At 66.0% G+C, this 25,692-nt stretch carries 24 protein-coding genes; 16 read left to right on the top strand and 8 right to left on the bottom strand.

Annotated features, from left to right (window positions below; translation table 11 throughout):
• Nucleotides 1–14: 14 nt before the first annotated feature.
• On the bottom strand, nt 15–1,661 hold the full coding sequence (locus IPU70_RS04145; RefSeq protein WP_013394030.1) for an iron ABC transporter permease: 1,647 nt from the start codon (nt 1,659–1,661) through the stop codon (nt 15–17).
• A 13-nt stretch (nt 1,662–1,674) separates the two neighbouring features.
• A complete protein-coding gene (locus tag IPU70_RS04140; protein ID WP_207465157.1) occupies nt 1,675–2,751 on the bottom strand; it encodes an ABC transporter ATP-binding protein in 1,077 nt (358 codons plus the stop codon).
• A gap of 244 nt (nt 2,752–2,995) precedes the next feature.
• Between IPU70_RS04140 and IPU70_RS04135 the strand changes: the two genes are divergently transcribed.
• On the top strand, nt 2,996–3,904 hold the full coding sequence (locus tag IPU70_RS04135) for a LysR substrate-binding domain-containing protein (protein ID WP_207465155.1): 909 nt from the start codon (nt 2,996–2,998) through the stop codon (nt 3,902–3,904).
• Nucleotides 3,905–3,917: 13 nt separating this feature from the next.
• Nucleotides 3,918–4,631: a phosphoserine phosphatase SerB gene (serB, locus tag IPU70_RS04130; RefSeq protein ID WP_207465153.1), complete on the top strand. Its 714-nt coding sequence runs from the start codon at nt 3,918–3,920 to the stop codon at nt 4,629–4,631.
• Nucleotides 4,632–4,640: 9 nt separating this feature from the next.
• Here the strand turns inward: serB and fabV are convergent, their stop codons facing one another.
• Together fabV and IPU70_RS04120 are read right to left on the bottom strand one after the other, a co-directional pair.
• Nucleotides 4,641–5,831, bottom strand: a complete 1,191-nt coding sequence (fabV, locus tag IPU70_RS04125) for an enoyl-ACP reductase FabV (protein ID WP_207465151.1) — start codon at nt 5,829–5,831, stop codon at nt 4,641–4,643.
• A gap of 97 nt (nt 5,832–5,928) precedes the next feature.
• Nucleotides 5,929–6,888: a DMT family transporter gene (locus tag IPU70_RS04120; protein WP_207465149.1), complete on the bottom strand. Its 960-nt coding sequence runs from the start codon at nt 6,886–6,888 to the stop codon at nt 5,929–5,931.
• Nucleotides 6,889–6,975: 87 nt separating this feature from the next.
• Between IPU70_RS04120 and IPU70_RS04115 the strand changes: the two genes are divergently transcribed.
• From IPU70_RS04115 to IPU70_RS04055, 13 genes are all read left to right on the top strand, one after another.
• Nucleotides 6,976–7,881: a LysR family transcriptional regulator gene (locus IPU70_RS04115; RefSeq protein ID WP_013394024.1), complete on the top strand. Its 906-nt coding sequence runs from the start codon at nt 6,976–6,978 to the stop codon at nt 7,879–7,881.
• Between the two features lie 421 nt (nt 7,882–8,302).
• Nucleotides 8,303–9,349: a TRAP transporter substrate-binding protein gene (locus tag IPU70_RS04110; RefSeq protein ID WP_207465147.1), complete on the top strand. Its 1,047-nt coding sequence runs from the start codon at nt 8,303–8,305 to the stop codon at nt 9,347–9,349.
• Between the two features lie 269 nt (nt 9,350–9,618).
• Nucleotides 9,619–10,239 (top strand): TRAP transporter small permease subunit, encoded by a 621-nt coding sequence (locus IPU70_RS04105; protein ID WP_207465144.1) that lies wholly within the window; start codon nt 9,619–9,621, stop codon nt 10,237–10,239.
• Nucleotides 10,236–11,519: a TRAP transporter large permease gene (locus tag IPU70_RS04100; protein WP_207465142.1), complete on the top strand. Its 1,284-nt coding sequence runs from the start codon at nt 10,236–10,238 to the stop codon at nt 11,517–11,519. Before IPU70_RS04105 ends, IPU70_RS04100 begins: the two co-directional genes overlap by 4 nt.
• A gap of 72 nt (nt 11,520–11,591) precedes the next feature.
• Complete coding sequence (locus tag IPU70_RS04095) at nt 11,592–12,275, top strand: DUF2848 domain-containing protein (RefSeq protein ID WP_207465141.1); 684 nt, start codon at nt 11,592–11,594, stop codon at nt 12,273–12,275.
• A gap of 83 nt (nt 12,276–12,358) precedes the next feature.
• Nucleotides 12,359–13,708: an amidase gene (locus IPU70_RS04090; RefSeq protein ID WP_207465138.1), complete on the top strand. Its 1,350-nt coding sequence runs from the start codon at nt 12,359–12,361 to the stop codon at nt 13,706–13,708.
• A gap of 78 nt (nt 13,709–13,786) precedes the next feature.
• Nucleotides 13,787–14,692, top strand: coding sequence for a LysR family transcriptional regulator (locus IPU70_RS04085; RefSeq protein ID WP_207465136.1), 906 nt, complete (start codon nt 13,787–13,789; stop codon nt 14,690–14,692).
• A 107-nt stretch (nt 14,693–14,799) separates the two neighbouring features.
• Nucleotides 14,800–15,606 carry a putative hydro-lyase gene (locus IPU70_RS04080; RefSeq protein WP_207465135.1) on the top strand — a complete coding sequence of 269 codons (807 nt, stop codon included), beginning with the start codon at nt 14,800–14,802 and terminating at the stop codon, nt 15,604–15,606.
• 255 nt (nt 15,607–15,861) lie between these two features.
• A complete protein-coding gene (locus IPU70_RS04075) occupies nt 15,862–17,109 on the top strand; it encodes an ABC transporter substrate-binding protein (protein WP_013394016.1) in 1,248 nt (415 codons plus the stop codon).
• A 43-nt stretch (nt 17,110–17,152) separates the two neighbouring features.
• Nucleotides 17,153–18,004, top strand: coding sequence for a branched-chain amino acid ABC transporter permease (locus IPU70_RS04070; protein ID WP_207465134.1), 852 nt, complete (start codon nt 17,153–17,155; stop codon nt 18,002–18,004).
• A gap of 1 nt (nt 18,005) precedes the next feature.
• A complete protein-coding gene (locus tag IPU70_RS04065) occupies nt 18,006–18,995 on the top strand; it encodes a branched-chain amino acid ABC transporter permease (protein WP_207465133.1) in 990 nt (329 codons plus the stop codon).
• Nucleotides 18,976–19,698, top strand: coding sequence for an ABC transporter ATP-binding protein (locus IPU70_RS04060; RefSeq protein WP_207465132.1), 723 nt, complete (start codon nt 18,976–18,978; stop codon nt 19,696–19,698). Before IPU70_RS04065 ends, IPU70_RS04060 begins: the two co-directional genes overlap by 20 nt.
• A 4-nt stretch (nt 19,699–19,702) precedes the next feature.
• Nucleotides 19,703–20,410, top strand: a complete 708-nt coding sequence (locus IPU70_RS04055) for an ABC transporter ATP-binding protein (protein WP_207465355.1) — start codon at nt 19,703–19,705, stop codon at nt 20,408–20,410.
• A 60-nt stretch (nt 20,411–20,470) separates the two neighbouring features.
• On the opposite strand, the gene IPU70_RS04050 is transcribed toward IPU70_RS04055, so the two are convergent.
• From IPU70_RS04050 to IPU70_RS04035, 4 genes are all read right to left on the bottom strand, one after another.
• A complete protein-coding gene (locus tag IPU70_RS04050; protein WP_207465131.1) occupies nt 20,471–21,541 on the bottom strand; it encodes a porin in 1,071 nt (356 codons plus the stop codon).
• Between the two features lie 333 nt (nt 21,542–21,874).
• Nucleotides 21,875–23,176: a TRAP transporter large permease gene (locus tag IPU70_RS04045; protein ID WP_013394010.1), complete on the bottom strand. Its 1,302-nt coding sequence runs from the start codon at nt 23,174–23,176 to the stop codon at nt 21,875–21,877.
• Nucleotides 23,169–23,669 (bottom strand): TRAP transporter small permease, encoded by a 501-nt coding sequence (locus IPU70_RS04040; protein ID WP_207465130.1) that lies wholly within the window; start codon nt 23,667–23,669, stop codon nt 23,169–23,171. The genes IPU70_RS04045 and IPU70_RS04040 overlap by 8 nt, the downstream gene beginning before the upstream one ends.
• 7 nt (nt 23,670–23,676) lie before the next feature.
• Nucleotides 23,677–24,651, bottom strand: a complete 975-nt coding sequence (locus IPU70_RS04035; RefSeq protein WP_013394008.1) for a TRAP transporter substrate-binding protein — start codon at nt 24,649–24,651, stop codon at nt 23,677–23,679.
• A 268-nt stretch (nt 24,652–24,919) separates the two neighbouring features.
• On the opposite strand from IPU70_RS04035, the gene nudC reads away from it, so the two are divergent.
• Entirely contained in the window at nt 24,920–25,690 is a 771-nt protein-coding gene (gene nudC / locus IPU70_RS04030; protein WP_207465129.1) for an NAD(+) diphosphatase, read from the top strand.
• Nucleotides 25,691–25,692 lie beyond the last annotated feature (2 nt).

Genomic DNA, 25,692 nt, shown 5'->3' with positions numbered 1-25,692 from the left:
TCTGTGCGAGTGGGTTATTTACCGGAGAACAGCTTGATGCGGAACGCCTTGACCGACACGATGATGGGCAGCACGATGACCGTGACCAACGCCGCGCCGTAGGCCGACGCCATGCCCAGCCTGCCGCCGTCGACCTGGCGGAAGATGGCGATGGGCATGGTCTCCAGGCCGCCGCTGTAGGCGACGATGGAGGCCGACAGCTCGGAGATGGTGGTGAGCCACATCAGGATGGCTGCCGAGATGATGGATGCCTTCATCGCGGGCAGGACTACCTTGAAAAACGTCATGAGCGGAGACACGCCCAGGCTGATCGAGGCCTCCTCGATCGATTCGGGGATGTTGAACAGCACCGACGACGCGTTGCGCACCGCGAAGGGCAGGCGCCGCACCGTGTAGCAAAGCACCATGATTCCCGACGTGCCCGCCAGTACCAGCCAGCCGGTGTTGAAGGTCTGCACCAGCGCGATGCCCAGCACCGTGCCGGAAATGGTCAGCGGCAGCACCACGATGTAGTCCAGCACCTGGGTGGATGCGCTGCGCTTCTTGATCGTCAGGTAGCTCACCAGCACCGCGAAGGCCACGCCCAACACCGTGGCCAGGGACGCGAACTTGAGCGAGTTCAGGATGGGCTCCGGCGCGCCATGCAGCGCGCGCTGCATGCTGGCCAAGGACCACTGGCCCCATTGCATCACCGGCCCGCTGGTCTTGGTGAAGGCGGCGATGAACACCACGATGAGCGGCAGCAGCGAAATGAAGATGATCAGCCCGACGCCGCTGGTGTAGAGCAGGGCGGTCCACGACCGCACGCGGGTGGCGGCCGGCGCGCGCCCCTGCGTCATGGTGTAGACCTTGCGTTCGACCACGCGCTTCTGGAAGAACAGCACGATGGCGACGATGGCGATGGACACTACCGACATGGCGCTCTGCAGCGTCGGGCTGCCGCCCATTTCGCTGACGAAGGTGTTGTACGTCATGACCGAGAGCAGCGGCACGCGGCTGCCCAGCAGCATGGCCAGGGCGAAGTTGCCCACCACCAGCGTGAACACCACCAGTGCGTTGACCAGCACCGCCGGCAGCAGCACCGGCACCAGCACGCGCAGCTTGGTCAGCAGCGGCGGCGTGCCCAGGCTCAGGCCGGCTTCTTCCAGCTGGCCGTCGAAGCCGCGCAACGCCGCCAGCACGCCCAGGTAGATGTAGGTGTAGTAGACCAGCGTCATGGAGAACACCATGCCGGTCCAGCCGTAGAACGAAGGCAGCGAGATGCCGGCGTCGCCCAGCAGATTGGTCAGGATGCCGTTGTTGCCCAGGATCAGCAGCCAGGACTGGCCGACGATGATCTCAGGGATCACAATCGTCAGCACCGGCAGGATCGCCACCAGGTTCTTCAGCGGAAAGTCGAAGCGCGCCACCATGTAGGCGAAAGGCACGCCCACCAGCACCGTGCAGGTCGTGACCGCCAGGCCCAGGATCAGGGTGTTGCCGAAGGCCTCCACATACTGCGAATCGGCCAGCAGGGCCTTGAAGCCCTCCAGCGTGAAGCCGCCGTCCTGCCCGGTGACGCTGTTGCTGAACAGCACGCCCAGCGGATAAAGCACGAAGAACAGCAGCAAGGCCAGGCTGATCGCGGTCAGGATGCCCCAGGGCCACCATTTGATTTTCATGGTCGGGGCGTCCTCAGGCGTTGACGACGCGGCTGTCGGCCGGGATCAGCACCTGCACGGCTTCGCCGGGCTGGAACTGCGCCACCATATTGCCGGCATGCAGTTCGACGCGGATCTCGGAACCATTGTCCAGCGCGATGCGGTAGGCCGTCTTGAAGCCCAGGTACTGCCGGCGCAGCACCTTGCCGGGCAAGGTATTGGGCACGTAAGGGGCGGGCGCCATCAGGGCCAGTTCCTCCGGGCGGGCGATGAGCACGCCCTTGCCGTCCAGCTGGTCGCTGCCTTGCACGCCGTCAAAGCCCAGGCCGCAGATCTCGTAGCGCACATGGCCGGCGGGAGCGCCTGTCTGGCCGTTGCGGGCCGGCACCGGGATCACGTTGGCCGAGCCGATGAAGTCCGCCACATAGGCGTTGACCGGCGTGCCGTAGAGTTCTTCCGGCGTGCCCAGCTGGGCGATGTCGCCGCGATCCATGATGGCGATGCGGTCGGACATCGCCAGGGCTTCTTCCTGGTCATGCGTCACGAACACCGTGGTAATGCCGGCCTCGCGCACCAGGTCCAGGATCACGTCGCGCATTTGCAGACGCATCTTGGCGTCCAGGTTGGACAGGGGTTCGTCCATCAGCAGCACGCGCGGGCGGATCACCAGCGCGCGCGCCAGGGCCACGCGCTGGCGCTGCCCGCCGCTCATCTGCGCGGGATAACGTTCCGCCAGGGCCAGCAGCCCGACCTTGTCCAGCGCCTCATTGACGCGCCGCGTGATTTCGGCGCGCGCCACGCCGCGGGCGCGCAGGCCGTAGGCGACGTTGTCGAAGGCGGTCTTGTCGGGGAACAGCGCATAGTCCTGGAACACCATGCCGATGTCGCGGCGGTGCGCGGATACATGGGTCACGTCGTCCTGGTCGAACAGCAGGCGTCCGCCGTCGGGCGCATAGAAGCCGGCAATGCAGCGCAGCAACGTGGTCTTGCCGCAGCCGCTGGGTCCCAGCAGCGTGTAGAACGCGCCGTCGGGTATGTGCAGCGACAGATTGCGCAGCACTTGCTGCCCGCCGAAAGTCTTGACGATGCCGTCTACGGTGATTGATGCCATGTTTCGCTTCCTGCTTGAGGTTGTCGGCATCATAGGAACGCGCTGCGCCCCCGACCAGCGGTGTTTTTTAAGGGTAGTCGTTAGTTTTTCTAAGAGGTCGGCGCGCGGGCTATCACCTAGAATGCGGCTGGATAGCGGAGGCGCGCGCAAGCCGCGCCCATAGAAAAATAGACGACAAGGGAAAACGTGGGAAAGAGCAGCACAGCGCGGCGCCGGGCCGGCGCGCGGGCGGGCCGCAACTGAGATGGCGGGGCAGAGCCTGCCGCCGCTCAAGGCCTTGCGCGTGTTCGAAGCCGCGGCGCGTTTGCGCAGCTTCACCGCGGCCGCCGATGAACTGAGCATCACGCACAGCGCGGTCAGCCAGCAGATCCGCATACTCGAAGAGTACGTGGGGCAGCCCCTGTTCGCGCGCGAGGCGCGCGGCGTGGCGCTGCTGCCTTGCGCCCAGGCCTATTTTCCCGAGATCCAGGCCAGCCTGGAGCGTATCGCGGCCGCGACCGCCAAGCTGAAATCGCCCGCTTATGGCGGCGTGCTGCGCGTCTGCGCCACGCCGTCCCTGACCATGAAATGGCTGATTCCGCGCCTGTCGGCGTTCCAGGCGCGGCATCCGGGCGTGGACGTGCAGCTCACCACGCAGGGGCGCTCTTTCCTGGACCGTGGCGGCGATACGGGCAGCGACGTGCTCATCCGCCATGGCTACATGGCGCATTCGGACCTGGCCTGTGTGCACTGCCTGGACGACTTTCACGTGCCGGTGGCGTCGCCGCGCTTCATCGAGCGCAACCGCCTGGCCGCGCCTGCGGATTGCCTGGGGCATCCGCTGCTGAAGATCGCGGGCGGCATGGACCACTGGCCGCGCTGGTTCGCGCTGGCCAAGGTGGACGTGCCCGCGCAGTTGCCCGGGCCGGTGTTCGACCACCAGTTCTTGTGCATCCAGGCTGCCATGAACGACCTCGGCATCGCGCTGGCGCCCTGGTGCCTGCTGGAAGACGATATCCGCGCCGACCGGCTGCGCCCGCTGTTCGCCGGCCCGCAACTGCCCAACGCCGGCATCCACGCGCTGTACCGGCAGGACGGCCCGGCCGCCGCGTCGGCGCTATTGTTCATCGAGTGGCTGCGCGAACAAGGGCGCGACCCCTCCCACCCCGCATAGACAAGGATCTTTCATGCATTCCGCCTCGACGATACCCGGCCTGCACTGGCGCGGCATTGCGCCTCCGCTGGCGCTGACGGACTACAAGCTCATCGCGTTCGACATGGACTCCACGCTGATCTCGATCGAGACGCTGGACGAGATGGCGGACTTGATGGGCAAGAAGGCCGAGGTGGCGGCGCTGACCGAAGCCGCGATGCGCGGCGAGATCAAGGACTACAAGCAAAGCCTGCGCGAGCGCGTGGCGTTGCTGGCGGGCATGCCCGAGGCGGCGCTGGACGAGGTCTATGAGCAGCGCGTGCGCATCAACCCGGGCGCGGAAACGCTGATCGCCGCGTGCAAGGCCGCGGGCCTCACCTGCCTGCTGGTGACGGGCGGCTTCACCTGCTTCACCGACAGGCTGCGGCTGCGGCTGGGCCTGGACGACGTGCGCGCCAATGTGCTCGAAGTGGAACATGGCCGCCTGACGGGCCGGCTGCTGCCCCAGGCCTGGGGCGATATCTGCGACGGCGAGGAGAAGCGCCGCAAGCTGCTCGAAGTGTGTGCGGCGCTGGGCGTGGGACCGGAGCGCGCCATCGCCGTGGGCGACGGCGCCAACGATCTGCCGATGATGCGGACGGCAGGCTTGTCGGTGGGTTACCGCGCCAAGCCGGCTGTGCGCGAGGAGGTCAAGGTGGCCATCGATGAAGGCGGCCTGGACCGCCTGCTGGAGCTGATGGCCCGCTAGCGGCGGGGTTTACGCCAGGCCGCGGATTTCCACGGCCGGATCGGTGTCGGCCTCGTAGTCGACGCCATCGATCTCGAAGCCGAACAGACGCAGGAAGTCCTGCTTGTAGCCCGCGAAATCCGTCAGCTGGTAGATGTTGTCGTTGGTGACCTGGCTCCACAGCGCCTGCACGCGGGCCTGTATTTCGGGATCCAGTTCCTTGTAGTCGGCGCGCAGGCGGCCGTCCTGGTCCAGGATGGGCGCTTGGCCGCAGAGGCTGTCGCGGTACAGGCCATAGACCTGTTCGATGCAGCCTTCATGCGTGCCAGCTTCCTTCATGGTCTTGAACAGCAGTGACAGGTAGAGCGGCATCATGGGGATCGCCGAGCTGGCCTGCGTCACCACCGCCTTGAGCACCGACACGCGGGCGTCGCCGCCGCGCGCGGCCAGCTTGGCGCGGATTTCCAGCACCTTCTGGTCCAGGTCCTTCTTGGCGGCGCCGATGGAGCCGTTCCAGTAGATGTCGTGGGTGATCTTCTCGCCCAGGTAGGTGAAGGCCGTGGTGGTGGCGCCTTCGGCCAGCACGCCCGCTTCCAGCAGGGCGTCGATCCACATCTGCCAGTCTTCGCCGCCCATGACAGCGACGGTGGCGTCGATCTCGGCCTGGGTGGCGGGTTCCAGCACGGATTCCTTGACCACTTCACGGTCGGTGTCCAGGCCGCGCAGGTTCACCGCCTGGCCGATGGGCTTGAGCGTGGAATTGAAGACTTCCCCGGTTTTCGGGTGCGTGCGACGCGGCGCGGCCAGGCTGTAGATCACCTGGTCGACCTGGCCGAGGTCCTGCTTGATGAGATCTATGGTCTTGCGCTTGATCTCGTCGGAGAAGGCGTCGCCATTGATGCTTTTGGCGTAGAGCCCGGCGGCATGGGCCTGCTCATGGAAGGCGGCGCTGTTGTACCAGCCCGGGGTGCCGGCCTTGGCGGCGTCGCCGGGCCGTTCGAAGAACACGCCCAGGGTCTGCGCGCCGCAGCCGAAGGCCGCGCTGATCCGCGCCGCCAGGCCATAGCCGGTGGAAGCTCCCAGCACCAGCACGCGTTTCGGCCCGCCAGCGATGGGCCCCTGGGCCTGGACGTAGTCGATCTGGTTGCGGACGTTGGCGGCGCAGCCGGCCGGATGGGTGGTGACGCAGATGAAACCGCGCACGCGGGGCTTGATGATCATGGGAGCCTCGATTCGGGGAAATGCCTGGATCGCCCATGCGCGAAAGCGCAAAAAGCGACCCGCATTGTACGGGAGGAGGCGCCGGCGCGCTGCCGGCTCAGCGCACGCCGGCCCGGGCCAGCGGCGCGGCCTGGGCGCGGCTGCGGCGCCATTCGATCAGGCCGATGCCGATACCGCTGGCGCAGATGATGGCGATGCCCAGCCAGGTCAGCGGATCCGGGAAATGGCCCCAGACCAGCCAACCGACCGAGGTGGCGCTGATGATCTGCAGGTAGACGAAGGGCGCCAGGGTGGATGCGGGCGCGCGGCGGTAGGCGGCGATCTGGAACAGATGGCCCAGGCCGCCGGTGATGCCGGTGGAAATCAGCACGACCCAGTCCAGCGGCGCCAGCGCCTTGAGGATGGGCAGGGCGGGCGGTAGGATGAAGGGCAGGGCCAGCGTCAGGCAGATCGTGCCGACGGCGCCGCTCCAGATCAGCGAGGTGAACGGGTCGTCGCCCGCAACGCGGCGCGTCGCAATGAATTGCACTGCGAAACAACAGGCCGTGAGCAGGCCGAACACCGTGCCGACGGGATCCAGGCCGCCGCCGGGACGGATCACGATGATCACGCCGATGAAAGCGATGCCCGCGGCGACGAAACGCGACAGGCGGGCAGGTTCCTTGAGCACCCAGGGCGCGGCCGACAGCACCAGCAGCGGCGCCAGGAAGTTGATGGCGGTGGCCTCGGCCTGCGGGATGTAGCTCAGCGTGGTGAAGAACATCAGCGTGGCCAGGAACATCGAGCCGCCGCGCAGGATCTGTTCGCGCGGCTTCTTGCTGCGAAAAACGCCCAGGCCGCGCGCAGGCAGCACCAGGGCCAGCACCAGCGCCAAGTGCACGGCATAGCGGAACCACGACAGCACCAGCAGCGGCACGCCCGCGTTCATTACCCACTTGCCGCTGGCGTCCAGGCACGACAACGTCCACATCGACAGCACCAGCAACAGCACCCCCATCATCGGGCCGCCGGAGGCGGGCGCGGTTGAGCGCGTGCGACCGTTATCGGCCGGGGTCATCGACAAACTCCTTATCTGGCTGGGACGCCGGCTTGCGGGTACCGGGCGGCTGACATGATACGCTCATCGCGCCGGGGGAACAGGCTGATGATCGAACTACGCAATATCGAAACTTTTTTCTGGGTAGCCACGCTGGGCAGCTTTCGCGCCGCGTCGGACAAGCTCAACACTACGCAGCCTGCGGTATCGCAGCGCATTGCCTCGCTCGAGGCCGACCTGGGCGTGCGCCTGTTCGAGCGCGAGGCGCGCGGCGTGAAGCTGACCGCCAAGGGGCATGAACTGCTGTCGCACGCCGAACGCATGCTGCAGGTGCGGCGCGACATGTTCGAGGCCGCGCGCGAGCAGAACGTCATGAGCGGCACGGTACGCATCGGCGTGGCCGAGACCATCGTGCAGACCTGGCTGCCCACGCTGATCGAACTGATCCACTCTAACTATCCGGCGCTGGTGCTGGAGATCGAGGTCGACACGACCCATGTGTTGCGTTCGCACCTGATGTCGCGCCAGATCGATCTGGCCTTCCTGATGGGGCCGGTGCTGGAGGCGCGGGTCGAAAATCTGCCACTCTGCACTTATCCGCTGGCCTGGGTCGCGAGCCCGGTGCTGGACCTTGGACCCGAACCGTTGACATTGGAGCAGATCGGCAAGCTGCCCATCATCACCTATCCCTCCAACAGCGCGCCGTACCGCGTGGTGCGCGACATGCTGACGCGTGCGGGGGTGACCGCGCCGCGCATGTACGGTAGCGCGTCGATGTCGATGATGGTGCGCATGACCCAGGATGCCATCGGCACCAGCGTGATCGCGCCTGTTTTCCTTGGCAAGGAATTGGCCCGCGGCGAACTGCGCATCCTGTGCGTGCAGGCCGATCCCTTGCCGGAACTGAATTTCACGGCGACCTGGGTCCAGGGGCCGGATAGCCACGCGGTGCGCGTCATCGCTCAGATGGCCCAGAAGGTGGCCGAGCAGGCAGCGGACGGGGTGCCTATCTAGGTGTTTACCCCAGCAAACGTCGCGAGAGCGGCGCAATCAGTCATTTGGCAGGGCTGCGGCCCGGCGTGGCTAGCTGCCCGCTGAGCCGCGCCACTGCGTCGTCTGCGCGAAACGCAACGCGCCTGTCGGGCGAGACCAAAGAAAAATTTATACCCCCGTATCGCAACATACGATTGGACGCTCCGCGCCCCTGACGCTGCAATGGCGGCACACCAATAACGATCGCCTGGATGCATAGAGCGGGGGAAAGCATGAACCAGTGTATGTCCCATTCCCAGACCCGGGCGGCAAGCCATGCCGCGCAAGTGCGACGCCCGTCGTCGCGCGGCTGATCTCCAGACTCTCCGATTGCCACCGTGCGCTGCCAGGATAACGGGATCCGGCGCGCGGCATACCATCCCGCCAGCTAGGAGTTTTGTCCATGAAGAAGTCGCTAGTTTTCGCCGCTGTCGCCGCCGGCTTGCTGGCCGGCGCCGTCCAGGCGCAGGACCTGCCCAAGACGCAGTTGAAGGTCGTGGGCGGCCTGAGCAACCTGACCGCCTACAACGATTACGAAAAGCCGTTCTGGACCAAGACCATTCCCGAGCTGTCCAAGGGCCAGGTCACGGCAGATATCAAGGGCTTCAACGAAATGGGCCTCAAGGGTCCCGAACTGCTGCGCCTGATGTCGCAAGGCGTGGTCGAGTTCGGCACCGCCACCCTGGCGTACTTCGCCAGCGACAACCCCATCAACGAAGCGATCGACCTGGCCGGCCTGGCGCCTGACGTCAAGACCGCGCGCGCCGTCACCGACGCGTTCGAGCCGGTCTATGCCAAGCTGTATGGCGAAGGCAACAACGTCAAGCTGCTGGGCATTTCCACCTACCCCGCGCAAGTGCTGTTCTGCAACGCCGAAATCAAGAGCCTGGCGGACATCAAGGGCAAGAAGGTCCGCACCAGCAGCCGCACCACCGCCGAGTTCGTCGAGGCGCTGGGCGGTTCCAGCGTGACCATGGCCTTCGGCGAAGTGGTCCCCGCGCTGCAGAACAAGGTGGTCGATTGCGCCATCACGGGTTCGCTGTCGGGCTATTCGGCCAAGTGGTACGAAGTATCGACCCACCTGGTCGCGCTGCCGATCAACTGGAACCAGCAGATCCACGCCGTGAACCAGAAGGCATGGGACAAGCTGGATCCCAAGGTGCGCACGTTCCTGCAGACCAATGTGAAGACCCTGGTCGACAACATTTGGGACGCCGCGGCGCGCCAGACGCAGGAAGGCTATGACTGCAATACGGGCGCTGCCGCTTGCCCGTTCCCGGTCAAGGGCAAGATGGTCCTGGTCCAGCCCTCGGACGCGGACCGCGCGCTGCTGAAGAAGGTCACCGAGGAAGCCGTGCTGCCCAAGTGGGCCGCGCGTTGCTCGGCCCAGTGCGTGAAGGACTTCAACGCCACGATCGGCAAGACGCTGGGCGTGACGGCAATGAAGTAAGACCCCCCCCGAAGCGCTGCGCGCTTCCCCCCCAGGGGGGCATGCCTGCGGACCGGCGGAGCCGGATCCGCAAGGTGGACTCCCCCCGAAGCGCTGCGCGCTTCCCCCCGGGGGGCATGCCTGCGGACCGGCAGAGCCGGATCCGCGGCATCCCGATCGGGGGGGGGAGTCGCTGTAGATCGGCATAGCCGGCTTCGTGGCATCCCTATGGGATCGTTCGTTAATCGCAGAGGCGGCGATGTATGCCTGGCCCTGCAAAGGTTTTACTCATGACTCAAACTGAACACTTTCGCCTGCTGGGCGGGCTTTTGCAGCGCGCTGAGAGCTTCTCCCGCGTGGCCGTGTGGGCCGGCGGCGCACTGACGGTGGCCAGCGTGCTGCTGATCTCGTTTGACGTGCTGGCCCGCAAATTCCTGGGTTTCACGACGGGCGGCGCGGACGAGCTGTCCAGCTACGCTTTCGCCATCAGCACCTCGTGGGCGCTGGCGTTCGCCACGCTGCAACGCGCCAACGTGCGCGTGGACGTGGTCTACCAGTACATGCCGGTGCGCATCGCGGCCGTGCTGGACTGGATCTCCATGGTGGCCCTGGCGGTCTTCATGGTCTACCTGACTTATTACGCGTCCGAGGTGGTGCAGACCTCCTGGGCGCAGAAATCCGCCGCCAACACGCCGCTGGCCACGCCCTTGTGGATTCCGCAGGGCCTGTGGCTGCTGGGCCTGGGCTGGATGTGCATCACGGTCGCGCTGATGTTGGCGCGCGCCTCCGCCGCGCTGGTCACGGGCGACATCGAACTGGTCAAGAACATTTGCGGCGTGCGTTCGGCGCAGGAAGAGGCCGACGAGGAAGCCGCCGCCGGCGAGCGCATGGTGAAGGGAGAGGCCGCATGATTTCCACCGCATTGATACTGCTTCTGGTGCTGATCGGCCTGTCCATTCCGGTGGGCGCGGCGCTGGGCGTGCTGGGCCTGATCCTGGACCCGCTGTTCTCGATGTTGCCGCTGACGCGCGCGATCGGCGAAGTGTCCTGGAGCACCAACAACGAATTCCTGCTGGTGGCGATTCCGCTGTTCATCATGCTGGGCGAGGTGCTGCTGCGCGCTGGTTTCGCCGAACGCATGTATGGCGCGATGAGCCTGTGGCTGTCGTGGCTGCCGGGCGGGCTGATGCACGCCAACATCGGCGCCTCGACGCTGTTCTCGGCCACCTCGGGCTCCAGCGTGGCGACCGCCGCGACCGTGGGCACCGTGGCCATTCCGCAGATCCGCAAGTACGGCTACAACGAGCCGCTGTTCCTGGGCAGCCTGGCTGCCGGCGGCACGCTGGGCATCCTGATCCCGCCGTCGATCAACCTGGTCATCTATGGCGTGCTGACGAACTCCTCGGTGCCCAAGCTGTACCTGGCCGGCATCATCCCGGGCTTCGCGATGGCCGCGCTGTTCATGCTGACGGTGGTCATCGCCTGCGTTGCCAAGCCGTCCTGGGGCGGCAAGAAGATCCAGGCGACCTGGGGCCAGCGCATCGCCAGCCTGGTGCACCTGGCGCCGCCCATGGGGATTTTCTTCCTGGTGGTGGGCTCCATCTACGCCGGCCTGGCCACGCCTACGGAAGCGGCCGCGTTGGGCGTGCTGGGCGCCTTCATCCTGGCTGCCTGGTTCCGCCGCCTGTCGTGGTCGATGCTGCGCGAGGTCATGGAAGGCACCATGCGGTCGACGGCCATGATCATGCTGATCGTGGTGGCCGCCAGCTTCCTGAACTTCGTCATGTCCGCTACCGGTCTGACGGACGCGCTGACCAAGTCGATCACGGGCCTGGGCCTGTCGCCCGGCTGGATGCTGCTGATCGTGGTGGTCTTCTACCTGGTGCTGGGCTGCTTCATGGAAACCTTGTCCATGATGATCACGACCATCCCCATCGTCGCGCCCATCATGATCGGCCTGGGTTTCGATCCCATCTGGCTGGGCATCGTCATCATCATCCTGGTCGAAGCCGCGCTGATCACCCCGCCCGTGGGCCTGAACCTGTTCGTGGTGCAAAGCCTGCGCAAGAGCGGTTCCATGAGCGCGGTCATCGTCGGCAGCCTGCCGTTCGTGCTGGCCATGTTCGTGATGCTGGCGCTGCTGGCTTTCTGGCCGGACGTGGCGCTGTGGCTGCCGCGCGTGTTCGGCTGATATCCATTCCATAGACATCCCGGGCGCGGCAAGCCGCCGCGTTCTTCATCCTCTTATTTCAGCAGGACAGATATGAAAGCCGTATTCCAGATCGAAGATTCGCAACCCCGCCAGGTCGAAGTCGAGTTCGACACCCTGATCGTCGCTGGCTGGGCCGGACGCGACATCGCCGCGATCGAGCACCACATCGAAGAGTTGGCCGCCATCGGCGTGCCGCGTCCCAGCAGCGTGCCGTTGTACTACCGCATCGCCGACAACCAGCTGACCCAGAAGGAAACCGTGCAGGCCCTGGGCGAGGACTCCTCGGGCGAAGTGGAAACCTTCGTGTTCGCGGTGGACGGCGAGATGTACGTCAGCATCGCCTCGGACCACACCGACCGCAAGCTGGAGACCTATAGCGTGGCGATGTCCAAGCAGGTCTGCGTCAAGCCGCTGGCCAATAGCGCCTGGCGCCTGGCCGATGTGGCCGACTACTGGGACGAACTCGTGATCCGTTCCTACATCGTCGAGAACGGCGTGGAAGTGCTGTATCAAGAAGGTCCGCTGGCGTCGCTGCGCACGCCGCAGGACCTGGTGGCCGGCTATACCGGCGGTTCGGCCGTGCTGCCGGCGGGCGCCGGCATGACTTGCGGCACCGTGGGCGCGATCGGCGGCATCCGCCCCTCGGTCGACTTCACGATGGAGTTGCACGACCCGCGCCGGCAGCGCAGCCTGCGTCACCGCTATCATGTCGAGACGCTGCCCGTGGTGGCCTGATTCCGGCCTCCGGCGCCTATCGCCAGGCGCGCCCGCGGGCGCGCCTGTTTGCACTCATGCCGCAAGGCGGCACTAGGATGACTATGGTTTCGACTCTGAATGATCTGACCCTGGCCCTGCAAGAGGGCCGCAGCAGCTCCGTGGAACTGACGCGGGCCGCGCTGGCCCGCGCCCAGGACGTAGCGGGCGAGGGCGCGCGCGCCTACACCCGCTTGTACGCCGATACGGCGCTGGCCCAGGCGCAGGCGTCCGACACGCTGCGCGCGGCCGGCATTGTCCGCTCCGCGATCGAGGGCTTGCCCATCAGCATCAAGGACCTGTTCGACATCGAGGGCGAGACCACGATGGCGGGTTCCGTGGCGCGCGAAGGCGAGCCGGCGGCCGACGCCGACGCCGAAGTCGTGCGTCGTCTGGTGGCGGCGGGCGCGGTCATCATCGGCCGCACCAACATGACCGAATTTGCCTATTCGGGCCTGGGCATCAACCCCCATTACGGCACGCCGCTGAATCCCTACGACCGCGCCACCGGCCGCATTCCCGGCGGCTCGTCCTCGGGCGCCGCCGTCTCGGTCGCCGATGGCATGGCGGCAGCCGCCATCGGTTCGGACACCGGCGGCTCGGTGCGCATCCCCGCAGCGCTTTGCGGCCTGACGGGCTTCAAGCCCAGCGCCTGGCGCGTCTCCATGGAAGGCGTGCTGCCGCTGTCGGCCAATCTGGATTCCATCGGCCCCATCGCCGCCAGCGTGCGCTGCTGCGCCGAGCTGGATGCCATCCTGTCCGGCGACGGCGGCCCGGTGCCGGAAGCGGCGACGCTGCGCGGTTTGCGCCTGGCCATCCCGACCACCTTGGCGCTGGACGCCATGGACAAGCACGTCGCCGACAGCTTTGCGGCCGCGGTCAGCCGCTTGAAGGACGCCGGCGCGCTGGTCGAAGAGATCGCGATTCCGGAGTTCGCGGAACTTGCCGCCATCAATGCCAAGGGCGGCTTCACCGCTGCCGAGGCCTGGGCCTGGCACCGCGATTTGATCGCCCGCGCCGGCAAGCGCTATGACCCGCGCGTGGTGTCGCGCATCATGCGCGGCAAGGACATGAGCGCGGCCGACTACCTGGACCTGCTGGACGCGCGCGAAGCCTGGGTGGCGGCGGTGGACCGCCGCATCGCCGGTTATGACGCCCTGATCATGCCGACCACGCCGATCGTGGCGCCGGCGGTCGCCGACCTGCAGAAGTCGGACGATGCTTACTACGCGGCCAACGGCCTGATCCTGCGCAATCCGACGCTGATCAATTTCCTGGATGGCTGCGCGCTGTCGCTGCCTTGCCATGCGTCCGGCACGGCGCCGGTGGGGCTGATGATCGCCGGCAGCAATGGCGCCGACCGCCGCATCCTGAGCATCGGCCTGGCGGTGGAAGCGCTGTACGCCGGCCAGTGATGCACGGCCGGGGCGGGCGGCGGCCGCCGGCCCGCCCCGGGCGCTAAGATGGCGGCTGCATAGCCGGACGCCGCCGCCATGATCGATCTGCGCAATATCGAGACCTTCTTCTGGGTCGCCACCCTGGGCGGGTTCCGGGCCGCGGCCGAGAAGCTCAACGCCACCCAGCCCGCCATTTCCCAGCGCATCGCGTCGCTGGAATCGGATCTGGGCGTGCGTCTGTTCGACCGCGACACCCGCGGCATCAAGCTGACGGGCAAGGGCCGCGAACTGCTGTCGCATGCGGAGCGCATGCTGCAGATGCGGCGCGACATGCAGGAGGCCGCGCGCGCCAAGAGCGTCATGAGCGGCACGCTCAGGCTGGGCGTCTCGGAAACCATCGTGCATACCTGGCTGCCTACCTTGATGGAGCATCTGCACGACGTCTATCCGGCGCTGATGGTCGAGATCCAGGTGGATACGACCACGGTGCTGAAGACGCAGCTGGCCTCGCGCCAGATCGACCTGGCGTTCCTGCTGGGGCCGATGGAAGAGCCCCGCATCGAGAATCTCTATCTCTGCAACTACCCCCTGTCCTGGGTGGCCAGCCCCAAGCTCAAGGTCGGACGCCAGCCGATCGCCCTGAAGCGGCTGGCCGAATGGCCCGTCATCACCTATCCGTCGACCACCGATCCGCACCGCGCCGTGCGCCAGTTGCTGCAGCAGGCCGGCGTGGAGGCGCCGCGCATGTATGGCAGTTCCGCGCTCAGCGTCATCGTGCGGATGGCGCAGGACGCAATCGGCACCGCCGTCATCGCGCCCGTCATCCTGCACAAAGAGTTGGCGCAGGGCGAATTGCGCATCCTGGAGGTGAAGGCGCCGGCCTTGCCGCCGCTGCACTACACCGCTTGCTGGATGCAGGGGCCGGATAGCCAGATCCCGCGCGCGGTGGCCGAGGCGGCACAGCAGATTGCGCGTGAAGAGGCGCTGCGCCATCCGGCTTAACCCTGATAAGGAATATTGATCGGGGTCTATCGCAACTTGTGATTGGACGCTGGTCCGCGGTTCCTGTGCAATGTCCCCATACCGGAATCATCATTGAAGGGATGGACATGCATACGAACCCTGCCGTGCGCACCAGCGTGGAATTGGCCCGCCAGGCGCGCCTGGATGCGCGCAGCGGCAAGCTCACCGGCCCCACGGCGAACCTCGCGCCGGGCCATGTGCAGGCCAACCTCGCGATCCTGCCGCGCGCGCTGGCCGCGGACTTTCTGCACTTCTGCCAGCGCAATCCCAAACCCTGTCCCTTGCTGGCCATGTCCGAGCCGGGCGATCCCGCCTTGCCGGAACTGGGCCACGACATCGACATCCGCAGCGACATCCCGCGCTATCGCGTCTGGCAGAACGGCGAGCTGGTGGCCGAGCCCACCGACGTGCGGGATCTTTGGCGCGACGACCTGGTGTCGTTCCTGATCGGCTGTTCCTTCTCGTTCGAGGAAGCGATGCTGGATAACGGCCTGCCCGTGCGCCACATCGAGCAGGGCTGCAACGTGCCCATGTACCGCACCAATGTCCCAACCCTGGCCGCAGGCGTGTTCGGCGGCCCGCTGGTCGTGTCCATGCGTCCCCTGAAGGCTGCGGACGCCATCCGCGCCATCCAGGTGACCTCGCGGTTTCCCTCGGTCCACGGCGCGCCGGTGCACATCGGCGACCCCGCGTTGATCGGGATTGCCGACATCAGCCGCCCGGACTATGGTGATCCGGTGGAAATACGCGAAGGCGAAATGCCCGTGTTCTGGGCTTGTGGCGTGACGCCGCAGTCGGTGGTCGCGGCCGTGCGGCCGGAATTCTGCATTACCCACGCGCCGGGCCACATGCTGGTCACGGACCTTATCAACAGCAGGATGGCGGTGTTTTGACCGCTTGCCTGTCGTTTCCCGGCAGCGCGTAAACAGGAAGCGGCAGCAGTCGTACTTGTGCAGCAGTACCCGTTGTGCCACCAGAACGATCCATCATAGGACAAGGGGAAATGGCGACAACGCTTTGAATCTGGGGCCTTCCGGCTGGCCGGAGGGTCTCGTGACGCCGCGAACGGGGCCATTGCCCAGGCGATGCACCCGCCCGCGCAGATGAATTGCTTACACACCTAGCCGGTTCAATCCAGGAGTCCAGTTATGAAGATGAAGCTCATCGCGGGTGTCGCCGCGAGCCTGGCGCTGATGTGCGCCGTGCCCGCTCAGGCCCAGCAGGCCGTGCGCATTGGCGCGATCTATCCCCTGTCGGGCGCCTTGGCCTCCACCGGGGCGGAAATCAAGGCCGCCGTCGAACTGGCGGTCGACATCATCAACAATCCGCATCCCGAACTGGAAGGCATACCGCTGGCCGCGGGCAGCGGCCTGCCGGCGCTGGGCGGCGCCAAGATCGAAGTGGTGTTCGGCGATTCCCAGGGCAAGCCTGAAGTGGGTCTGGCCGACGCCCAGCGCCTGATCGACCAGGAGAAAGTCGTGGCCCTGACTGGCGCCTACCAGTCGGCCGTGACCAAGACCGCCAGCCGCATCGCCGAGCAGCGCGGCATTCCCTATGTGAACGGCGAGTCCAGCAGTCCGGACCTGACCGAACGCGGCTACAAGTGGTTCTTCCGCACCTCGCCCAACGACGACACCTTCGTCGAGAACATGATGCAGTTCCTGGACGGCGTGAAGGCCGTGCCGACCGCCAAGATCGCCGTGGTGTACGAAAACACCGACTTCGGCGTGAACACCTACAAGGCCGTCGAAAAGTTCGCCAAGCAATACAAGCGCCAACTGGTCGCCAACATTGCCTACAGCGCGGGCTCGGCCTCGGTGACGGCCGAAGTGCAGAAGCTGGCCGCCGCCAAGGCCGACGTGGCGATCTTCGCCAGCTATACCTCGGACGCCATGCTGTTCGTGCGCACCATGCGGGAAAGCAAGTACGCGCCGCCGGTGCTGCTGGCCAACGATGCGGGCTTCATCGATTCGCGCTTCGTGCAGGAAGTGGGGCCGCAGGTCCAGGGCGTGCTGACGCGCGACGTCTGGGGCAACGACGTGGCGGCGTCCAAGGCCGGGTTGAAGAAGATCAACGACATGTACAAGGCCAAGACCGGCAAGGATCTCAACGGCAACAACGCCCGTTCGATGCAGGGCGTGCTGGTGCTGGCCGACGCGATCAACCGGGCCGGCTCGACCGATCCCGAGGCGATACGCAAGGCACTGGCCGCCACCGACCTGGGCGAGGCGCAGGTCGCGATGCCCTGGGCCGGGGTGCAATTCGACGCCAAGGGCCAGAACACCAAGGGCTCGGGCCTGATCCTGGAGCTCAAGGGTTCGTCCTACCAGACGGTCTGGCCGGAAAAATACCGCACGGACAAGAGCCTGCCCACGCTGCCGTTCGCCTGGAAGTAACCACAGACGCGGCGGGCCGCGGGGCCCACCGCAGGAGCACTCCATGTTTGAAGCTCTCTCGGCAGGCCTGTTCAACGGCCTGATCTATGCCGCGGTGGCGGTGGGGCTGGCGCTGATCTGGGGCATTACCGACGTCATCAACTTCGCCCACGGCGAGTTCCTGATGCTGGGCATGTATGCCGCCTATTGGCTCTATACGCTGGGCCACATCGATCCCACGCTATCGGCGCCGCTGGTGGCCATCGTGCTCGCCTTCGTCGGCTTTTTGACCTACGCGCTCATCATTCGCCGCTTGCAGAAAGGGCCTGCGATGGCGGTCATTCTGGCCACTTTCGGCCTCGGGCTGGTGTTGCGTCAGGTCGCCTTCATCGCCTTCAGTCCCGATTACCGCAGCCTGCCTGACACCCTGGTGTCAGGCAGCGTCACGGTGGCCGGCATTTCGCTGGGCCGGCCGCAGGTGGTGACGGGCCTGATCGCGCTGGTGGTGGTGGCCGCGCTGTTCATCCTGGTGTACCGCACGCGCTGGGGCCATGCCTTGCAGGCGGTGGCTGAAGATCGGCAGGTCGCCGCCCTGGTGGGCATTTCGCCGGACCGGGTCAACGCCCAGGTCTGGATGCTGGGCAGCGCGGCGGTCGGCCTGGCCGGCGCCTTGCTCACTACCTTCTTCTATGTGTTTCCCTCGGTGGGCACGGTGTTCGGCCTGCTGGCTTTCGTGGCGGTGTGCATGGGCGGCTTCGGGTCGCTGCCGGGCGCCTTCATCGCGGGGATTCTGATCGGGATCATCGAGGCCATGACGGGCTACTTCGTCGCGCCGGCGCTCAAGACGGTGAGCGTCTTCATCCTGTTCATCCTGGTTCTCTGGTATCGGCCGCGCGGCCTGTTCGGGCGGTGGTGAGATGAACAAGACAAACAGAATCGACACCGCGTATGCGGGCGTACCCAAGTGGCCGGTCGCGGCGGCGGCCGTGGCCGCCATCCTGATGGCCCTGGTGCCGCTGGTGGTGAAGGACGCCTTCACCCTGCAGGTGCTGCTGCTGGCCATCATGTTCGGCGCGCTGGGCGCGTGCTGGAACCTCGTCGGCGGCTTTCTGGGACGGATCTCCTTTGGCCACAGCGTGTTCGTGGGGGTAGGGGGCTACACCACCTTGTTGCTGCTGCACCACCTGAAGCTCACGCCGCTGCTGGGCATCCCGCTGGGCGGGCTGATCAGCGCCGGGCTGGCCTGGCTGGTGGGCGGCCCCACCTTGCGGCTGTCCGGCCACTATTTCGCCATGGCCACCATCGCGCTGCTGCAGATCGGGCTGCTGCTGATGATCAACTGGGAATGGGCGGGCGGCGCCGTCGGCCTGGAGGCGCCCATCGGCGATGCCGCGTGGATGCTGCTGTTCCGCAGCAAGGTGCCGTACTACTGGATCGCGGTGGGCCTGGCCTTCCTGACCTTCTGCGCCACCTTCTTCCTGGTGCATTCCAAGACCGGCTTCTACTGGCGCGCCATCAATGGCGACGAGGCCGCCTCGCGCAGCCTGGGCGTGCCCGCGGACCGCTACAAGATGCTGGCTTTCGTGATGTCGGCGGGCATGACCGGCGTGTGGGGCGGCTTCTTCGCGATGTACGTGGGCTTCATCGACCCCGAATCCATGTTCAATCTGACGATGTCGGTGCAGGTCGTGCTGGTGACCATTCTGGGCGGCGTCGGCACGCTGGTCGGCCCCTGGCTGGGCGCGGCGGTGCTGTTGCCGCTGTCCGAGGGTACGCGCGTGCTGTGGGGCAGTTCGGGCATGGGCCTGGACCTGCTGGTTTTCGGCCTGGCCATATTGCTGGTCACCATGTTCCTGCCGGGCGGGCTGGTCACATTGAGGAGGCGCCGTGGCTCTGCTCGACGTTAAGAACCTGACTAAGCAATTCGGCGGCCTGGTCGCGAACAAGGACATCTCGCTGTCGGTCGAGGCGGGCGAGATCGTCGCCATCATCGGCCCTAACGGCGCGGGCAAGAGCACCCTGTTCAACGGCTTGGTGGGGCATCACGAGCCCACCTCCGGCGCGGTGACCTTCGACGGCCAGTCCATGATAGGGCGCCGGCCCGAGCAGGTGGCGGCGATGGGCCTGGTGCGCACGTATCAGATCCCGCGCAGCTTCGGCCAGATGACGGTGCTGGAGAACGCCATGGTCGGCGCGCTGCTGCGCCATCCGCGCCTGCAGGACGCGCGCCGCGAATCGGCCCGCGTGTTGGAACTGGTGGGGCTGGCCGAACGCGCCGACGTGCGGGCGGCAGAGCTCAACGTGGCCGGCCAGAAGCGCGTCGAGCTGGCGCGGGCGCTGGCGACCGAGCCGCGCATGCTGCTGCTCGATGAAGTGGCGGGCGGCCTCAACCCGGCCGAGGCCATCGCCCTGGCCGAGATCCTGCGCGGCATCCACGCGTCGGGCGTCACGCTCATCATCGTGGAACATGTGCTGGAGGTGGTCATGCGGCTGGCCCAGCGGGTGCTGGTGCTGAACTTCGGCCAGATGATCGCCGAGGGCGCGCCGCAGGAAATCGTGCGCAACCCGGCCGTGATTGAAGCCTATCTGGGGAGAAAGCACCGTGCCTGATGCGATGCTGAAAGTGGAAGAGCTGAACGTGGCCTATGGTGGCGTACAGGCAGTGCGCGGCGTGTCGTTGGAAGTCAGGCCGGGCGAGATTGCGGCCTTGCTGGGCGCCAACGGCGCGGGCAAGTCCAGCACCTTGCTGGCCATCGTGGGGGCGGTCAAGCCCAAGGGCGGACGGGTAGTGTTCGAAGGCCGGGACATCACCGGCACGCCGCCGGACAGGCTGGTGACCCAGGGCATCTCCATGATTCCCGAAGGCGCCCGCGTGTTCGCGCGCCAGCCGGTGGAGCAGAACCTGCGCCTGGGCGCCTACACGGTGCGGGACGAGCGCGTGTACGGCGAACGCCTGGAACGGGTGTACGCCTTGTTCCCACGACTGAAGGAGCGCCGCGCGCAGCTTGCCGGCACCATGTCCGGCGGCGAGCGCCAGATGCTGGCGATCGGCCGGGCGCTGATGAGCGGTCCGCGCCTGCTCTTGATCGACGAGCCCAGCCTGGGTCTGTCGCCCTTGCTGGTGGAACAGGTATTCGATGCGTTGGCTGCCCTGAACCGCGACGACGGCCTGTCGGTCCTGTTGGTGGAACAAAACATGGCGCAGGCGCTGGAAGTCGCGGCGCGCGCCTATGTGATGCAGAGCGGGAGGGTGGCGCTGTCGGGCGAAGCGGCGGAACTGGCGGCCTCTGACGAGGTGCGCAAGGCGTATCTGGGGATGTAAATCTGGGGGGGGGGCGATGAAACCGCGCCGGACGCGCAAGGCGTCCGGCGCGGACAGTCATCAGAAGATGTGGCGGAAGCCCACTGCGGCGCCGAGCTGGTTGCTCTTGCCGGTGATTTCGCCGCTGGCGGCATCGCTGACCTTGTTCCAGTCCACGGTGCCGTAGACCTGCGAGCGCTTGGACAGCGAGTACTCGGCCACGGCGACCAGCGCGTAGCGTTTGCCCTTGTCGCCGTCTTCGACCACGTTCTTGCTCTGGTCGTAGTAGGCGGCGCCGGTGAGGGCCCAGCGCGGCGTGGCCTGCCAGGTGACGCCGGCGAAGTAGCCGTTATCCTTGCGGTCCAGGCCGGCGGCCTGGGCGCCGCCCATGACGGCGTTGACCCAGCCGGTTTCGTCGCGGCCGTTGTAGTAGCCGGCGAACACCTTGGCGCCTTCGAACTGATAGGACGCGTTCAGGTTCCAGACGCGCTGGCGCAGATCGGAATCCGTGCCATCGTAGGTCTGCTGGTAGGCCGCGCCCAGGCCCAGGTTGCCGACGGTGTAGCGCAGGCTGGCGCCGTACTGCTGGCCGGCCTTGTGGTCGTTGTAGTCGTCGCCGTTGGCCCACGAGAGCACGAACGCCAGGTCTCCAATGGTGTTGGAGTACTTCGTCATATTGTTGGTGCGCACCCGCGACATGGCGGCGGGCAGCCAGGCGTTCTGGTCGTAGTTGCCGACGGTCAGCGGGTCGAAGTAGTCGGCCAGCAGGTCGAACATCGGGGTGTTCTGCAGGCCGAGGGTCAGCGCGCCGATGTTGCCGCCATCCAGGCCGATATAGGCCAGGCGGCTGAAGGTCTTGCTGGGATCCGAGCCGCGGCCGTTCTGCATGTTGAAGCCGTTTTCCAGGCGGAAGAAGGCGCGGTTGCCGTTGCCCAGGTCTTCGGAGCCGCGCAGGCCCCAACGGCTGTTGGAAATGGCGCCGTTCTCCATCGACACGCGGCTGCCGTCCGCGCCGACGCTGCCGGCGCTGGTGCTCAAGTAGCGGATGCTGACGTCGGCAATGCCGTAGAGGGTGACGCTGGTTTCGGCTTGGGCCGTGCCGGCGGCCAAGCCCAGGCCTGCAAGGGCGAGGGAAAGGGTAATGCGTTTCATGCGGGGGCTCCTCCTGGGTAGCGCTATTTTTTAGTGGCGCCGGGCTTGTGGCCCGGCTGGTTGCGCCTGGCGGATCGTCAGGCGCTGGGCTGTCGCACCGACGCTTCGGGTAAGCGCGGGTCCGGGCGATGGCCGCATATGCACATATACGCCGTAATGTTGCAACGTATCAGCGCCTGGGAATTCTAGAAAAGTTGGGGCGCGAACAACACCTGTAGTTTTTTGGAGTTTTCCCTGGTTTACAGAAGAGCAAAACAGGGGGAGCGGGTAGGGTGCGCGAGCAGGGGCCAAAAAAAACCCCGTTCAGGGAACGGGGTTCTGGTTGGCAACGCGCTATAGCGTCATGTGCAGCGGCAGCCACGTCGCTATGCCAGGCACGGCATAGAGCAGCAGCACCGCCAGGATCATCAGGAAGAACATCGGCAGCGAGGCGCGTGCGATGTAGGGCAATTCCCTGCCGCTCATGCCGGACAGCACGAACAGGTTGAACCCGACCGGCGGGGTGATCTGTGCCATTTCCACAACGAATACGATGAAAATGCCGAACCAGATCAGGTCGATGCCGGCGGCCTGCACCGTGGGGAGCAGCACGCCCATGGTCAGCACGACGATGGAAATGCCGTCCAGGAAGCAGCCCAGGATAATGAAGAACACCATCAGCGCCATGATCAGCCAGAACTGCGACAGGCCCAGTCCGCCGATCCATTCGGCCAGCGCGCGCGGCAGGCCGATATAGCCCATGGCCAGCGTCAGGAACTGCGCGCCCGCCAGGATCAGCGCGATCATGCAATACAGCCGGGTAGCGCCCAGCAGCGATTGCATGAAGGTGGAGCGGTTCAGCGACCCCTGCAGCGCGGAGAGGAACAGGGCCCCCACCACGCCGACCGCGGCCGCTTCCGTGGCGGTGGCGATGCCAGTGTAGATCGACCCCAGCACCGCGCCGATCAGCAGCATCACCGGGATCAGGTGGCGCGAACGCGACAGCTTCTGCATCAGCGACAGGCCCGGATCGGCCGCCGGCACCTGGCTGGGGTTGCGGATCGCCCACCAGGCGATGTAACCCATGAACAGCAGGGCCAGCAGGATGCCCGGCACGATGCCCGCGATGAACAGCTTGGCGATGGACACGTCCGCCGCCACGCCGTACACGATCATGATGATGGATGGCGGAATCAGCAGGCCCAGGGTGCCGGCGCCGGACAGCGTGCCGAGGATCTTGTCCTCGGGATAGCCGCGGCGCGTCAGCTCCGGGATGGTCATCTTGCCGACCGTGGCGCAGGTCGCCGCGGACGAGCCCGAGACTGCGGCGAAGATGGCGCAGCCGATCACGTTGGTGTGCAGCAGCCGCCCGGGCAGGCGATTGAGCCAGGGGGCGAGCCCCTTGAACAGGTCTTCGGACAGCCGCGTGCGGAACAGGATTTCGCCCATCCACAAAAAGAGCGGCAGGGCGGTCAGCGTCCAGCTGGAGGACGCGCCCCAGATGGTGACGGCCATGGCATCGCCCGCCGGCCGGCTGGAGAAGATCTCCATGCCGATCCATGCGGTCCCCGCCAGGGTCAGGCCGACCCAGACGCCGCAGCCCAGCAGCGCGAAGATCGAGACGACCAATAGGGTTATGACGAGTAGTTCATTCATGGGTTTGCTGCGAAGTAGCGGCGGCCAGGCCGCGTGAGCGCCGGATCAGTTCGTCGATCAGGGCGACCAGGAACAGCACCGTGCCCACGGCCATGCTGAGCTGGGGAATCCAGAGCGGCGTGGCGTCGTTGGAGGTGGAGATGTCGTTGAACTGCCAGGAGTCGTAAGTCAGCTTGACGCTGAAGAATGCGAAGGCGGCAGCCAGCAGGGAGCCGGCCGCCAGGGCGAAGATATCCAGCCTGCGACCCGCGGCCGGCTGGAGCGAATTGAGCAGCAGCGTGACTCGGATGTGCTCGCCGTGCTTGAACGTGCTGGCTAATGCAAGGAAACCGGCGGCGGCCATGAAGTACCCGGCATAGGCGTCCGTGCCGGGGATGTTCATGCTGAGTTGGCGCGCGATGATCGCGGCCAGCACCGACACCAGGACGCCGATCGTGCACAGGCCGGCCAGCAGGCCGGCCGCGCCGTATAAACCATCTAGAAAGCGGCGCATGGAAATATCACTGCTTCTTGTAGGCGTCGATCATGGCCTGGCCGTCGGCGCCGGCTTTCTTCAGCCAGTCGTCCAGCATGCGCTTGCCGATCACCGACAGGCCTTCCTTCAGCTCGACCGTGGGCTTGATGGTTTCCATGCCGTTCTTGGCCAGTTCTTCCTGGTACCACTTGTTCTTTTCCTGCGACAGCTTCCAGCCGCGTTCCTCGGCCTGCGCGCCGGCCTTCTTCAGGGCAGCCTGGGTCGCGGGGTCGAGCGCGTCGAACGCCTTCTTGTTGACGATGATGGCGTTCTTCGGCAGCCAGGCCTGGGTGTCGTAGAACTTCTTGATGTACTCGTAGGTCTTGGTGTCGTAGCCGGTCGATGCCGAGGACATGTAGGAATCGATCACGCCGGTGGCCATGGCCTGGGCCAGTTCAGCCTGTTGCACCGTGACGGGCTGCGCGCCGACCAGTTCGGCGATCTTGGCGGTTACCGGGCTGTAGGCGCGCCACTTCAGGCCCTTCATGTCGCTGATCTGCTTGATGTCCTTGTTGGCGAAGATGCCCTGGGGCGGCCAGGCCACCGCGTACAGCAGCGTCATGCCGTGCGAATTCAGCTTCTTTTCGAGGAAGGGCTTCTGCGCCTGGTAGAGCTTGAACGAAGCGTCGTAGCCGGTGGCCAGGAAGGGCAGGCCGTCCAGTTCGTAGATCGGGTCTTCGTTCGCAAAGTTGGTCAGCAGGATCTCGCCGATCTGCGCCTGATTGCCTTGCACCGCGCGCTTGATCTCGGGCGCCTTGTACAGCGAGGCGTTGTTGTGCAGCGTGATCTTCAGCTTGCCTTCCGACAGCGTATCCACGTCCTTGACGAAGGTGGTCAGGTTCTCGACGTGGAAGTTGCTGGCCGGATAGGCCGTGGGCAGATCCCATTTCGTTTGCGCCTGTGCGCCTGCGCTGAACGCCAGGACGATGCTGCCGGCGAGCAGGGAAATTTTCTTGTGCATGGGTGGGTCCTTCTTTGCGAATGGTGAAGCCGGGTTGTGCCCGAAAGGCATTGCGAAAGAGTGCGCCGCGGCGATGACGCGCAGCTGAAAAGCCGTGCCATTCTATGTTGCTATGCGGCGGCAGGGCGCGTGAAATCGCGTCTTTACGGGTTATTCCTAACAGCCGCGCGCAGCGTCGATCATTGAGGGTTCAATCTTTGCGCAAACGTAATGCGGCAGCTGTTTTTCTTCTAACATTGCGTATCGAATGCATGGTGCAGAGGCGTGTGTGAATTTCGTTTTCCGTCGTGATGAATTGCTGGTCGAAGAGACGTCCGCCGTCTTGCCGGACACCGCCTTGTGCGTACAGATAGGCGTGGCGGCTGCGGCCTTGCAGCCCATCTGGGCATTGCCCGGTTCGCCGTACCGCACCGTGCACGTGGAGCCGGGCATGGAGCCGCCGCAAGGCTATGCCTTCAGGAAGCTGCGCTCGCTCTTCGGCGTGCTGGACGACGAACGCATGGCGCTGGCCGGCCGCGCCTACCAGATCGCCGAATGGGCGCGCACGCACCGGTTCTGCGGCGTCTGCGGCACGCTGGCGGAGCGCGTGCCCACCGAGTTCTGCCTGCGCTGCCCGTCCTGCGGCTTTTCGGCCTATCCGCGCATTTCGCCGGCCATGATGGTGCTGATCCGCAAGGGCGACAGCATCCTGCTGGCGCGCCACACCACCACGGCCACCTCGCGCTACACCGCGCTGGCCGGCTTCGTCGAACCTGGCGAAAGCATCGAGCAGACCATCCATCGCGAGGTCCACGAGGAAGTCGGCTTGAAGGTCGGCAACCTGCAGTATTTCGGTAGCCAATCCTGGCCGTTTCCGCATTCGCTCATGGTCGCGTTCACGGCGGACTACGTGTCGGGTGATATCCGCGTCCAGGAAGACGAGATCGCCGACGCGCGCTGGTTCGGTCCGGGCGATCCCATGCCCGAGATCGCGCCGCGGATTTCCATCGCCGGCTGGCTGATCCGGGCCAATCTGCCCATGGGGTGGTCGGCGCCTTAAAC

The organism is Achromobacter sp. SD115, from assembly GCF_017355315.1.
GTDB classification, from domain to species: domain Bacteria; phylum Pseudomonadota; class Gammaproteobacteria; order Burkholderiales; family Burkholderiaceae_B; genus Achromobacter; species Achromobacter xylosoxidans_B.
Note: the sequence above shows the minus strand (reverse complement) of the source record. Positions and strands in the feature narration are given on the sequence as shown.